General features: G+C 46.1%; 7 protein-coding genes, 1 rRNA gene, 1 pseudogene and 2 riboswitches. Of the genes and pseudogenes, 1 reads left to right on the top strand and 8 read right to left on the bottom strand.

The annotated features are described in order from the left end of the window. Window positions 1-22 precede the first annotated feature (22 nt). Window positions 23-1574 (bottom strand): 16S ribosomal RNA (locus BBH88_RS04865). A gap of 655 nt (window positions 1575-2229) precedes the next feature. Here BBH88_RS04865 and BBH88_RS20000 point away from each other — a divergent pair. Next, window positions 2230-3334 (top strand): annotated as a pseudogene (locus BBH88_RS20000) (IS4 family transposase). Between the two features lie 80 nt (window positions 3335-3414). Here the strand turns inward: BBH88_RS20000 and BBH88_RS04855 are convergent. From BBH88_RS04855 to BBH88_RS04825, 7 genes are all read right to left on the bottom strand, one after another. Beyond that, window positions 3415-4752 carry an NCS2 family permease gene (locus tag BBH88_RS04855; protein WP_006830309.1) on the bottom strand — a complete coding sequence of 446 codons (1338 nt, stop codon included), beginning with the start codon at window positions 4750-4752 and terminating at the stop codon, window positions 3415-3417. Window positions 4753-4864: 112 nt separating this feature from the next. Further along, window positions 4865-4966: riboswitch (purine riboswitch) on the bottom strand. 115 nt (window positions 4967-5081) lie between these two features. Beyond that, a complete protein-coding gene (gene guaA / locus BBH88_RS04850; RefSeq protein ID WP_006830308.1) occupies window positions 5082-6620 on the bottom strand; it encodes a glutamine-hydrolyzing GMP synthase in 1539 nt (512 codons plus the stop codon). A gap of 126 nt (window positions 6621-6746) precedes the next feature. Next, window positions 6747-6848: riboswitch (purine riboswitch) on the bottom strand. A 32-nt stretch (window positions 6849-6880) separates the two neighbouring features. Continuing rightward, complete coding sequence (locus BBH88_RS04845) at window positions 6881-9064, bottom strand: DUF4129 domain-containing transglutaminase family protein (protein ID WP_065537161.1); 2184 nt, start codon at window positions 9062-9064, stop codon at window positions 6881-6883. Next, window positions 9061-10275 carry a DUF58 domain-containing protein gene (locus tag BBH88_RS04840; RefSeq protein WP_006830306.1) on the bottom strand — a complete coding sequence of 405 codons (1215 nt, stop codon included), beginning with the start codon at window positions 10273-10275 and terminating at the stop codon, window positions 9061-9063. The genes BBH88_RS04845 and BBH88_RS04840 overlap by 4 nt, the downstream gene beginning before the upstream one ends. Next, the gene (locus tag BBH88_RS04835) at window positions 10272-11222 is read right to left on the bottom strand and encodes an AAA family ATPase (protein ID WP_006830305.1); all 951 of its coding nucleotides are present in this window, start codon (window positions 11220-11222) and stop codon (window positions 10272-10274) included. The genes BBH88_RS04840 and BBH88_RS04835 overlap by 4 nt, the downstream gene beginning before the upstream one ends. Window positions 11223-11381: 159 nt before the next feature. Further along, window positions 11382-12212 carry an ammonia-dependent NAD(+) synthetase gene (nadE, locus tag BBH88_RS04830; RefSeq protein ID WP_065537162.1) on the bottom strand — a complete coding sequence of 277 codons (831 nt, stop codon included), beginning with the start codon at window positions 12210-12212 and terminating at the stop codon, window positions 11382-11384. Continuing rightward, window positions 12212-13693: a nicotinate phosphoribosyltransferase gene (locus BBH88_RS04825; protein WP_065537163.1), complete on the bottom strand. Its 1482-nt coding sequence runs from the start codon at window positions 13691-13693 to the stop codon at window positions 12212-12214. Before BBH88_RS04825 ends, nadE begins: the two co-directional genes overlap by 1 nt. Between the last annotated feature and the right edge of the window lie 25 nt (window positions 13694-13718).

Here is a 13718-nt window from a genome sequence, read left to right as displayed (position 1 = left end):
TCGGTTCCGAATTTATCCTTAGAAAGGAGGTGATCCAGCCGCACCTTCCGATACGGCTACCTTGTTACGACTTCACCCCAATCATCCGTCCCACCTTCGGCGGCTGGCTCCACAAGGGTTACCTCACCGACTTCGGGTGTTACAAACTCTCGTGGTGTGACGGGCGGTGTGTACAAGGCCCGGGAACGTATTCACCGTGGCATGCTGATCCACGATTACTAGCGATTCCGGCTTCATGCAGGCGAGTTGCAGCCTGCAATCCGAACTGAGAACGGTTTTCTGGGATTGGCTTGCCCTCGCGGGGTTGCAGCCCTTTGTACCGTCCATTGTAGCACGTGTGTAGCCCAGGTCATAAGGGGCATGATGATTTGACGTCATCCCCACCTTCCTCCGGTTTGTCACCGGCAGTCACCTTAGAGTGCCCAACTGAATGCTGGCAACTAAGATCAAGGGTTGCGCTCGTTGCGGGACTTAACCCAACATCTCACGACACGAGCTGACGACAACCATGCACCACCTGTCACCGCTGTCCCCGAAGGGAAAGGCGTATCTCTACACCGGGCAGCGGGATGTCAAGACCTGGTAAGGTTCTTCGCGTTGCTTCGAATTAAACCACATGCTCCACCGCTTGTGCGGGCCCCCGTCAATTCCTTTGAGTTTCAGCCTTGCGGCCGTACTCCCCAGGCGGAGTGCTTAATGCGTTAGCTGCAGCACTAAGGGGCGGAAACCCCCTAACACTTAGCACTCATCGTTTACGGCGTGGACTACCAGGGTATCTAATCCTGTTTGCTCCCCACGCTTTCGCGCCTCAGCGTCAGTTACAGACCAGAAAGTCGCCTTCGCCACTGGTGTTCCTCCACATCTCTACGCATTTCACCGCTACACATGGAATTCCACTTTCCTCTTCTGCACTCAAGTTCTCCAGTTTCCAATGACCCTCCACGGTTGAGCCGTGGGCTTTCACATCAGACTTAAAGAACCGCCTGCGCGCGCTTTACGCCCAATAATTCCGGACAACGCTTGCCACCTACGTATTACCGCGGCTGCTGGCACGTAGTTAGCCGTGGCTTTCTGGTGAGGTACCGTCAAGGTACCAGTAGTTAGTTGGTACTTGTTCTTCCCTCACAACAGAGTTTTACGATCCGAAAACCTTCGTCACTCACGCGGCGTTGCTCCGTCAGACTTTCGTCCATTGCGGAAGATTCCCTACTGCTGCCTCCCGTAGGAGTCTGGGCCGTGTCTCAGTCCCAGTGTGGCCGATCACCCTCTCAGGTCGGCTACGCATCGTCGCCTTGGTAGGCCATTACCCCACCAACTAGCTAATGCGCCGCGGGCCCATCCTGCAGTGACAGCGAGATGCCGTCTTTCCGTGCCGCCTCAGGAGAGGCGACAAACTATTCGGTATTAGCACCGGTTTCCCGGAGTTATCCCGATCTGCAGGGCAGGTTGCCCACGTGTTACTCACCCGTCCGCCGCTAAACCAGAAGGAGCAAGCTCCTCTGGTTCCGCTCGACTTGCATGTATTAGGCACGCCGCCAGCGTTCGTCCTGAGCCAGGATCAAACTCTCCATTATAGAGAACATTTGACTGCTCTAGTTGTTGCTGGCACCATCCGAAGATGGCTTGATCTGCACAAAGCTGATCAGTAAGTTGTAGTCACGAACACCGAGTAGGTGAACAACTCTGCTCCAATTGCCGGTGGCAACCTTCGCAAAAGCCGTTCTCGCACCGAAGTGCTCGTGACGTCTTTCGTTGACGTTTTGCTGTTCAGTTTTCAAGGTTCAATGTGCCGCGCTCATTGGCGACTCAATTAATATAACACGCTCATATATACAGAGTCAACACTTTAACAGAAATATTTTCATAACTTTATTATAACAGAAAATTCTTAATGATTAGATTACAAATATGTTACAGATTTGAAAGGGAATCACCTCTTTACATTGAAGACTTCTCCTTATATTTAAGCTACTGCCACTTTTGGTCAGCAATTGAAATTCCTTTGTCAATAAGTCCTGTTAACGTCCTCCCCCCTTAGGATCTTAAATCCTTGAGTTCTTTCTACCACACTCCTTAATCTATAGACAGATTTCAATTTCCTTCTATAAAGATATCATATCACGCGTATTGATTAGCTAATTTCTTCCAGTCAAAGTAAGCGAAAAAGAGAGGTGCATCCTGTAAAATGTTCGTTACTACACAAACATTTTCGAAAAAGGGGCATCTCTCATGAACAAGAATACCACGCTCCAAAAACTGATTCAAAAATTTCTTTCGGAAGACGAACTGCACGCGATTTTGCAAGAATTCCATTACGAAGATACGGCCCGGAAATGTACTGTTCCAAACATCATCGCCTATTTGACAAGCGCTGCGATGAACGGTTGGAAAAGTCTGCGCCACTCCGCGGATGTCGGACCGAGCAACGGACTGGTTTCCATCGACCATTCAACGCTCTCCAAGCAGTTGACGGGGCTTGATTACGCTATCATGAAACGGCTTCTCGAAGGAATCATCGGAAAACTGAACCGGGCGGCACGCCGTCCCCTGAAGATGCCCAAAGAACTTTTGTCAATCGACTCGACGACCATTACCGTTAGGAAAACACGCCGGTATCAAGCTGCACGTCAGCTTTGCCAATGAGACGGGCATGCCGCTTCAAGTCGTGGAGACGACCGGTCTCGAGCACGATGGGCCGATCGGCAACGAACTGGAAGACAAGCGCTTTATCCTGGTCGGGGACCGGGCGTACTTTTCCATTGATAAGGTCGACCGATATGGAGAAGACAAACAGGAGTTTGTGCTCCGGCTGAAAGACAACATCCAGCTGAACCGAAAAAAATCGCTGAAAGGCACACGGACAAAGGATTCCAATGTAACCGCCGATTTTACGTGTACATTGGGAACGCCTCAACACCAAACCCAAAAGCGCCACCGGGTGGTCCAGTTCACCGACTACGAAGGAAAGGAAGTAAGCGTAGCGACGTCTTTACGGAACGTGACGGCGGAAGAAGTCGCCGACATGTACAAGTCGCGCCGGGCGATTGAAACCTTTTTCCGCTGGATCAAGCAGAACTTGAACATCCCTGTCCTGTTCGGCACGACCAAAAACGCCGTCTTCAACCAATTGTTCGCGGCCTTGATCGCGTATGTCGTCCTCAAGTGGCTTCATGTCAAAGGCGGCCAAAAATGGACCATCAACTCCTTGTCGTTTGCAGGTTTTCAACGCTTGCTTCTTTGTGGAGCCCTGCCGATTGAATGGCGCATCAGCCTAACCGAACAACTCGAACGATACAAGGTATTATTCGGTCGGGAATTGGATATATTTGGTTAATAAACAGGCGCGATATCATATGTAACTTTTATTTTGCCCAAAGAAAAAGTCCACCAATTTATTTGGCAGACTTTTTTTACTTACGTTAGGAAAATGAAGTAAAGAACGAAAATCACAAACAATCCATACATGATTGGATGCACCTGCTTGCCTTTTCCTGCTACGAGCATCGTAATTGGATAGAAAATAAATCCAATCGCAATTCCTGTTGCAATACTGTAGCCGAGTGGCATGGCAATCATCGTCAGGAATGCTGGCACTGCGATTTCAAATTTCGTCCAGTCTATTTTCCCAAGGGCTGAAACCATCAAGACACCGACAATAATCAAAGCTGGTGCCGTTACAGCACTGGTGATTACTTCAAGCAGCGGATAAAAGAAGATCGAGACAAGAAACAATAGCCCGGTGACGACAGCTGCAAATCCGGATCGTGCTCCCGCCGCAACTCCTGAAGTTGATTCAATATAGGAGGTGGTCGTCGATGTTCCAAAGATTGCTCCGCTTACTGTAGCAATCGAATCTGCCATGAGCGCTTTGCCTGCTCTTGGAAGTTTGTTGTCTTTCATCAAGCCTGCCTGATTGGCAACAGCCACTAATGTTCCAGCTGTATCAAAGAAATCAACGAACAGGAATGTTAATACGATAACGAGGAATTGAATATTCATCAAAGAACCAAAATCATTAAAGATTGGTTCAAGTGCTACACCGAAAGTCGGTGCCATGCTCGGAACGTTAAGGTCGATAATAGCACTCGGCAAGTTGACTACACCGAAGATCATTCCGACAACTGCTGCGATTAAAATCCCGAAAAAGATTCCACCTTGAACACCGCGGACCATAAAGATAACAGTGACAACCAAACCGAAGATCGCTAGTAGCGCTGAACTGTTCGACAGGTCTCCTAGTGCAACCAAGGTATCTGGATTGCCGACGATAATATCGGCATTTTGTAATCCGATAAAAGTGATGTAAAGACCAATCCCAGCTCCGACTGCATATTTTAATTCAGCAGGAATCGAGTTGATGATTAATTCACGCACACCTGTCAATGTGATGAGAATAAAAATAAGGCCAGAAAACAAAACACCCGTCAATGCCGTTTGCCACGGAATTCCGTAAGTCAGAATAACTGTGTAAGCAAAGAATGCATTCAAACCCATCCCCGGAGCAAGGGCAATTGGATATTTCGCCAGAATCCCCATCACTAAACACCCGATTGCCGCAGCTAATGCCGTGGCCATAAAGACAGCCCCGTAATCCATTCGCATTGAATCTGGAAGATCCGGAACTGATGCCAACGTTAATGTTAATGGATTGACGACAAGGATATATGCCATCGCTAAAAATGTTGTTAAGCCACCGATAATTTCTCGGCGGTAATTTGTCCCCAGTTCTTCAAACTGAAAATATTTTTTCACGCTAATTCCTCCGAATGCCTGCATATAATTTCTACAAAAGAAAAACGCATACAGCGGTTTGCCGTATGCGTTCGATTTACCCCTTCGATTCACCTGAAAGGCATCCTACTCAAAATGAGCGGATTAAAATCGTAGTCAAGTCATTTACGGTGACTCGGTAGAAACTTTCGGGCCATATCCCCGACATTATACGACAAGCTTATTTAATTTCTTTCGTAATATATCATGTATAAAACGAATAAACAAGACCAAACACGAACATTTACACTGAATAAACAAAAAAAGTTCGTGAAAAAGATGCCAACTAAATTAGCTGGCATCTTGAAAAACTATTCCCACTCAATCGTAGCAGGCGGCTTGCTCGTAATGTCATACAGTACACGGTTAATGTGGTCTACTTCATTGACTAAGCGGACGCTGATTTTCTCCAGTACTTCCCAAGGGATGCGGGCCCAATCAGAAGTCATGCCGTCGATTGAGGTAACTGCACGGATGCCGATTGCATAATCATAAGTACGGGCGTCGCCCATAACCCCTACACTACGGAGATCCGGCAAGACAGTGAAGTATTGCCAAATGTCACGATCAAGACCGGCTTTGCTAATTTCATCACGCAGGATCCAGTCAGACTCACGGACGATTTCCAATTTCTCTTCCGTGACAGCTCCCATAATACGGATACCAAGACCTGGACCTGGGAAAGGCTGACGCCAAACGATTTCGTCCGGCATGCCAAGCTCGGCTCCAAGCACGCGCACTTCGTCTTTGAACAATGTATTCAATGGCTCGATCAATTTAAACTGCATATCATCCGGCAATCCACCCACATTGTGGTGTGATTTGATGGTTTGTGCAGTTGTTGTTCCACTTTCGATGATGTCGGTATAAAGCGTTCCTTGTGCAAGGAAGTCCATACCTTCCAGTTTTGAAGCCTCATCATCAAACACATAGATAAATTCATTGCCGATGATTTTGCGTTTCTTCTCTGGATCTGTAACACCTTCGAGTTTACTCATGAAGCGGTCGCGCGCGTCGATTTTGATGACATTCATATTGAATCCGTCAGCAAAAGTCTTCATCACGCTTTCTGCCTCCCCTTTACGGAGAAGGCCGTGATCGACGAACATACACGTCAATTGATCCCCAATCGCTCTGTGAATCAAAACAGCAACTACTGATGAATCCACTCCGCCGCTAAGTGCACAGAGAACTTTTTTGTCGCCGACTTCTTCACGGATTTTTTCGATTTCTAATTCAATGTAATTTTCCATCGACCAGTCATCTGTCATGCCGCAAACGTCATAGACGAATTTGCGCAGTAGATCGTTCCCGTAAATCGAATGGCGCACTTCCGGGTGGAATTGAACGCCGTAGAACCCGCGGCTTTCGTCAGCCATTGAAGCAATCGGACAGCCCGAGCTGGTTCCAATAACGTCAAATCCAGGAGGGGCTGCAGTAACCAAGTCGCCATGGCTCATCCAGACAATCTGCTCTTCAGGAAGATCTTTGAAAATCTTACTTTCTTTGATCAGCTTTAATTCTGCTTTACCGTACTCACGGTTTTGAGCTTTTTCTACATTTCCTTTTAAGTGTAAGGCCATCAACTGCATACCGTAGCAAATCCCTAAAATCGGCAAACCCATTTCAAAAATCGCATCATCAATGGAAAAAGCGTCTTTGTCGTAAACAGAATTCGGACCGCCTGAGAAAATGATTCCTGTCGCATTCATATCCTTAATTTCTTCAGCAGTAACTGTATGCGGATGAAGCTCACTGTAAACGCCAATTTCACGAATGCGGCGAGTGATCAACTGATTGTATTGACTTCCAAAATCCAAAACGACGATTTTTTTCTGTTCTTTCAACATTGGACTAACTGGCAAACCCTTCACCTCTTCTATTCAATTCAGGTCTCAAAATAGCAAAAGAACGCGAAAATTGGTCCTCGCGTTCTTCTGCTCTACATCAAAAAGGTGAATGCACATGTCAAAAAAGCATGAGTCATCCACCTTCATAGTCAAGTCATTTCCGGGGACTTGGTAGAGACATCCGATCCATATTACCGGACATATATGAGGGCACCTGTAATCTATAATTTCCTCAATTGTACAAGCTAAAAGCCGTAAAATCAACCGCTTGTCCGATTGATTAAGTTTTCCCAACTTTCCCTCAACTCAGCCCAGTCAATGGATTCGGCATCGTCTCCATAAACCGAACGTTCATAGGCTTCGGTCAATTCCGACATTTCCCTTGTGCCGAAAAATGAATCAATATATGCTGCATAGGATTTCAAAGTTTGTCCAGGACGCCTATTGATGCCGTACAATTCTAATTGTTTCAGCAAGCGCAGGTAGGCTTTTTCGAACCGAACTGTTCCCCCGCTGCCCATTCGGTAATAGGAAACAAGCAGCTTAGGCATCCATTTATGACGAATTTTGAAAAGTATCGCCACTAAAAGTGCAATCCCCACTAATGACCAGATCAATTTCCAGCGGTTGGCTGAAATAAAATCAGTCGACCGCTCCCAGTATGAAGGACCAGAAGCTGCAGCCGTCTCTTCGTCATCTGAACTTTCAGGTTCTTCCGCTATCGGTTGCTCCTGCTGATCAGGTTGTTCTGGATCTGCCGCATCCAGCTCCAAATCGAAATCGATGGAAGAAGCGCCAGTAAAACCGATCGTTGGTTCAAATAGCATCCAGCCGACGCCTGGCATATAAGCTTCCACCCATGAGTGGGCATTATTATTTGTTACTTGATAGACATCGGTGTCGCCCTCTGAATTTTTCAGCTCCCCTTCATTAAATCCCTTGACCCAACGAGCCGGGATATCTAGAGAGCGCAACATCACGACCATAGAGGTTGAAAAATTATCACAATACCCTCTTTTGGTTTCGAATAAAAACTGATCCACATAATCCTGATCAGCTTCAGGCACCGGGATATTGGATTGACTGTATTCAAATCCGGATGTGCTGAAATACTGCTCTATTGCTCGTGTTTTGTCATAGACTGTGGCGCTGCTCTCGGTGACTTCTGCAGCCAAATCCCTGACGCGTTCAGGCAGCTCCTCAGGCAATTGCAGGAATCGATCGAACTCGGCAGGCAACTCTGCTAAATCTTCGGGACTTGTTTCGCGTAAAGCTGTCAAGCTGTAACTCGGTTCATTAAAGCTCACTTCATATGCTTCGGGTTCAAACTCTTCTCCATTTTGATAGGTTTCAAAGCGCTGATCCGCCGTACTGTATTGATAATCCAAAGATTCTTCCATGGAAAAAGATTCTGTTCCATACGGATAAAGGACAAATGGGAAATCCTGTTCCATCGACAATCGAGCCGATTCCAACTCTTCTTCATCCGACACAAAATCAGTATCCACCGTCTCGTTGTTCCCATAAACCAACGGGACGCCGATATTCTCTGTCAGCTCCCAGCCCTTTGTCGTATAGACATCTTTCGATTCGACCTTCCAATACTGGCCTTCTGACACTTCAGCCTGGAATACGGCTGTATCGTCTCCGATAAAAGAACCTCCTAGCCGCGAATCGTCCACCCCATATCCAATTCTGCCGACATTGCCCCCACTTCCGGCGCCGCCCTGTCCAGAGAAGGATGTGATAAACGGAACAGGATCCGGCCAAATCGGCCCTGCTTTTGGAAGATATAACGCCAGTGCAGTCGAAGTGGCCACCAATAAAACAAGCGGCACGGCAAACAAGGCCATTTTATCCGTACGCTCTAAAATGCGATGCCCTTCCATCCAACGCGCCAAATACAGCAGGCCGGCGAGAAGCAGACCGATGACCATAATCCGGACAATCGCTGTTTCTCCCGAGTATGGACTGAATGTGTCCAAAACAGCGATGAATATGACTGTCAATAAATAGAACAGAAAAATGCTCAGCCTGAAACTTACCCAGTAATGAATCAAATAAATAGCCATCCATAACAACACAAAAAACAGCACAGTCCGGAAAACATCCGTTGTTTGTGCCCAATTCTGAGACGTCAACGCAGAAAAATTCATACCAAAATCTGTCCGAAGAAATGAAATTGCACTTCCGGTGAAAAACAGATTGCCGGTATAGACATAAACGACGAACCACAAAATATAAAGAATTTTTATAGGTCCGGAAAACCACCATGGAACTCTCAAGAAAGCCATCAATAAACCGACGGCGATAAAAATCAAGAAGAGCGCTTTATGACCTGTTTCGGTCAATACAATGACCGGTGTCAACCATTCAGCCAACATAAAGAAAACCAGCACGTATAGTACAGCCATAAATAGTTTGTTTTTTCTTATGGAAGTCATTGACGGCTCACCTCCGTGAACACTGTTGCAAAATTCTCTGGGCTCACACGCTTGACTACAAATCCTTTTGAGCGGGCAAATTGATGTACTTCTTCATCTTCCTTGAGCAGAGTTTCGCCTTTATTGGCAACGACCAAACACATGCAATTGCTTAAGTTTTTAGCATTTTTCCTGATGGTCTGGATCATGTCCGTTGACAGCTGACTGGTTACATACAGCAAACTTGAAGTGTTCATTTGCTGAAGCTCGCGGCCGATAGCCTGGTCAACCGGTTTGTCCAAATCGCTTTGCACTTTCGCTAAATGATACATCACCCGTTGCAGATGCTCCTCGGTTTGAACCAGCGGAAAATAATTGCGATTTTGCCCAACTGACAAATAGGCCACGCTTGAATTAGCGCGTACAATCGACTGTAGGATGGACGCGACCAGCTCTACCTGCAGCTCAAATTTCTCTGAATCCATTCGGTCATCCAACAAGAAAAGCTCCTGCGACTGGCGATCTTCAAATTCTTTTGTCCGCAATGTCTGGGTGCGTGCATAGGATTTCCAATGAATCCACGATACACGATCTCCAGGCTGGTAATCCCGGATTCCACTCGCCATGGTTGTGTCCTTCACCAGCGTAAAAGGAGCAGCCATCGACCCTTGATCATAGCGAGATTCCATCGGCCGATATGTGATGTCCACTGTGTTTGGGTAAACCAGTAAGGTCTGTTGGACCGGCAGCAAGTGAGTTTTTTTCACCCATCCGAAAAAGTCAGAAATTTCCAGATGAACCCCCTCTAGCACATGCTCCCCCCGTGGCATCTGGTCGACAGCATAGGTCCAGGAATATCTTTTACGGAATCCCGGAACAATCATTTTCTGCTGCTGTCCCGCCATCCTTTTGTTTAAGGAGGGCGAATTGGTTTGCTCACTCAAAACAGTGTAGAGAAGCGGAAATGAGGTTTTCCGATAGATGGTGGCGGTGGCAGAAAAGCTTCCGCCTTTTCGGACCTGGGCTGTATGAATTTTACGCGAAGCTTCGACATCCTGTAAGGGATAGAACGTCAGCAGAACGGAATATAGGATAAACGGCAAAACCATGTAAAAAATAAACCAACTGACAAACCCACCCTGAAACATCGCAAAGGAAAATGTCAAAAAAAGAATGAATAAAACGAGGAGTAAGCGTCCCCATAAGCCAGTAATTTTTTTCAGTTGGGTCATTGGCCCACTAACCTTTGAACAGGCACACGGGTTTTCGCTAAAATTCGCTCAGTAATTTCTTCCGCGGTTATTCCATCGTAACGAGCTTCTGAGCGCAGCATGATACGATGACCAAAAACGAACTTTGCTAAATACTGCACATCATCCGGCGTCACATAATCCCGCCCCTTCAATAAAGCATACGCTTGTGAAGCTTTCATCAGCGCAATCGAACCACGCGGGCTTACGCCCAAATAAACGTAGGAATCCTGGCGGGTTTGTCTGGACAAATCGACAATGTAGCTGCGGATGGTTTCGTCCACTTTAATCGTTTTCACCTGCTCCTGGAGTTCTAGTAGCTCGTTGAGGGAAATCACCGAAGTCAATTCTTCAATCGGCGCCGCAGACCGCGCACGGTTCAATACTTCCATTTCTTCTTTGAGTGTCGGATATCCCATTTTGATTTTCAATAAAAAGCGGTCGAGCTGTGCTTCAGGTAAAGGGTAAGTGCCTTCGTATTCGATTGGATTTTGCGTTGCCATGACAAAGAACGGTTTGGGAATCTGCATCGTCACACCATCGATTGTGACAGAAGCTTCTTCCATCGCTTCCAGAAGAGAAGATTGTGTTTTCGGGGAAGTTCGGTTGATCTCATCGGCTAAAATGATATTGCCCATAATCGGACCGGGGCGGAAATGAAATTCCATGTCTTTCGGGTTATAGATGGATACGCCAACGACATCCGACGGCAGCAAATCTGGCGTAAACTGAATACGCTTGAAATCGGCGCCTATTGATTTCGCTAAAGCGCGGACCAGCATAGTTTTCCCGACCCCCGGAACATCCTCAAGCAAAACATGGCCATGAGACAGCATCGCTACAATACTCAATTCAGCAATGTTGCGTTTGCCAATAATGACTTTTTCAATATTATCAATCACTTTTTCCAATCGTTCTTTTGCATTCATCTATAGTTCCTCCAATACAGATCAGAAAATGTTTTGAATTATCACAATCTTATCGTAATCATAACGAATAATGGATAATAACTCAACTGCATGGCTTTTTTCTCCGTCACTTTTCCCATAATAAAAAAGCAGCAACTCACGAAGGAGCCCTGCTTTTGATTATCGTTTCCAGAAATCGTCAAATACAGTAATAGGCAACTGCCGTTTATGCTGTGTTTTCAAATAATAATTTTCCAGTTTTTCCTGAGCGTCTGCTGGAATCTTCTTGCCTTCTAAATAATCATCAATCATTTCATAAGTTACGCCGAGAGCCACTTCATCAGGAATAGCTGGTTTGTCTTCTTCCAAATCTGCAGTTGGAATTTTCATGTACAGATGTTCAGGAGCATCCAACTCTTTTAACATAGCACGGCCCTGACGCTTGTTTAAACGGAAAAGTGGTGTGAGATCAGCTGCCCCATCTCCGAATTTCGTATAAAACCCGGTAATAGCCTCAGCTGCATGATCTGTTCCCAAAACGACAGCATTGTGCATGGCTGCTACTGAATATTGGGCTTTCATCCGCTCACGGGCTTTTTCGTTGCCTTTTGCAAAATCGGACAATTCAATGCCGGCTTGTCCCAATGCTAGGTCGCTGGCATCAACAGCTTCTTTGATATTAATGGTATAAAGTTTGGTTGGCTGGATAAAATCCAATGCACCTTTGGCATCGTGTTCGTCAAACTGCACGCCGTATGGCAAGCGAATGGCGTAAAACCCGTAGTTATGGCCACCTGATTCTTCGTTCAACTGATTGACTGCCATCTGAGTCATCTTGCCGAGCAATGTAGAATCCTGCCCACCTGAAATCCCTAACACAAATCCTTTTAAAAACGAATGATGCTTCAGGTACTCTTTTAAAAATGAGACCGTGCATTCAATTTCCTCTTTTGGTTGAATAGAGGGCTGTACTTTCAGCTCTTCAATAATTTGCTGTTGTAAAGTAGACATTAGAATCCTCCTCCATCTTCAATAAAGTCATGAACTGCTTCCCGCACTTCCTGGATGTTTTTCATTTTATTATTCCAGCATTTTTGGCTTAAATCCACTGGGTATTCTTCAGGATTCAATGAACGCTTATATTCATCCCACAACAAATCCATGTTTTGGATTGCATAGCTTTGCATTTCCTGCAAGCTTGGGTTCTCATAAATAATCTCACCATTTCCAACGACTTTACGGTGGATATTGACTGCATCAAAATTCGTAACAAACTTCGATACAAAAGTATGGACCGGGTGGAACATTTTTAAACGCTCCTGAGAAGCAGGATCTTCATCATGCATGGCGATATAATCGCCTTCTGACTTCCCATTTTCCCTATCAATAATTCGGTAAACGTTTTTCAGTCCAGGCGTAGTGACTTTTTCTGCATTTCCTGAAATTTTAATGGTGTCTTCCATTTCACCGTTTTCATTTTCAATCGCGACCAATTTATAAACTGCTCCCAACGCGGGCTGATCGTAGGCAGTGATCAGCTTCGTCCCGATGCCCCAGGAATCCACACGGGCGCCCTGAGCCCTTAAATTTAAAATCGTGTATTCGTCCAAATCATTTGAAACCACTACTTCCGCATTCGGAAAACCTGCAGCATCCAGCATTTTCCGAGCTTCTTTGGATAAGAAAGCAATATCTCCGCTGTCCAGCCGAATTCCCTGGAAGTTAATTTGATCTCCTAACTCCTGCGCCACTTTTATGGCGATAGGCAATCCGGATTTCAAGGTATCATATGTATCCACTAAAAATACGCAGTCCTTGTGGCGTTTGGCATATGCATGGAATGCTTCGTATTCATCTTTATAGGCCTGCACCATCGAATGGGCGTGCGTACCTGCCACCGGAATGCCGAATTTCTTGCCTGCCCGTGCATTGCTGGTCGCTTCAAGCCCGCCAATGTATGCAGCACGGGTTCCCCAGATTGCCGCATCCATTTCTTGGGCGCGCCTGGTTCCGAATTCCATGACCCGCTCTTTTTTCACAATTTGCTTGATGCGGCTCGCTTTTGTCGCGATCAGGGTCTGGTAATTGACGATATTCAATAAGGCGGTTTCGATCAATTGCGCTTCTACAAGAGGCGCCTCAACGCGAATCAACGCTTCATTCTGGAAAACCAATTCGCCTTCCACTACCGAATAGACATTTCCCGTAAATCGGACAGTCCGCAAATAATCGAGGAAATCCTGCTTGTAATCGAGTTCTTCCTGAAGATACTCCAAATCACTGTCCGTAAATTTGAAGTTTTTCAAGTAGTCTAAGACACGTTCCAATCCAGCAAAAAGGGCATAGCCATTGCCAAAAGGCAGTTTGCGGAAAAATAATTCAAAAACCGCTTTTCGCTCGTGCATGCCGTCTGCCCAATAAGCCTCCGACATATTGATTTGATATAAATCTGTATGTAGCGCCAAGCTGTCATCTGCATAATGCTTATCCATAAGAGTCTCCTTCTTCCGCCATCAG

The organism is Planococcus antarcticus DSM 14505 (assembly GCF_001687565.2).
Taxonomy (GTDB): domain Bacteria; phylum Bacillota; class Bacilli; order Bacillales_A; family Planococcaceae; genus Planococcus; species Planococcus antarcticus.
This window is presented reverse-complemented; position numbering and strand designations above follow the sequence as displayed.

Bases quoted from the DNA above. Each gene is read 5' to 3' on its own strand.
- guaA (WP_006830308.1), bottom strand. From the start codon at position 6,620: ATGTTGAAAGAACAGAAAAAAATCGTCGTTTTGGATTTTGGAAGTCAA.
- BBH88_RS04845 (WP_065537161.1), bottom strand. From the start codon at position 9,064: ATGACTTCCATAAGAAAAAACAAACTATTTATGGCTGTACTATACGTG.
- BBH88_RS04840 (WP_006830306.1), bottom strand. From the start codon at position 10,275: ATGACCCAACTGAAAAAAATTACTGGCTTATGGGGACGCTTACTCCTC.
- BBH88_RS04835 (WP_006830305.1), bottom strand. From the start codon at position 11,222: ATGAATGCAAAAGAACGATTGGAAAAAGTGATTGATAATATTGAAAAA.
- nadE (WP_065537162.1), bottom strand. From the start codon at position 12,212: ATGTCTACTTTACAACAGCAAATTATTGAAGAGCTGAAAGTACAGCCC.
- BBH88_RS04825 (WP_065537163.1), bottom strand. From the start codon at position 13,693: ATGGATAAGCATTATGCAGATGACAGCTTGGCGCTACATACAGATTTA.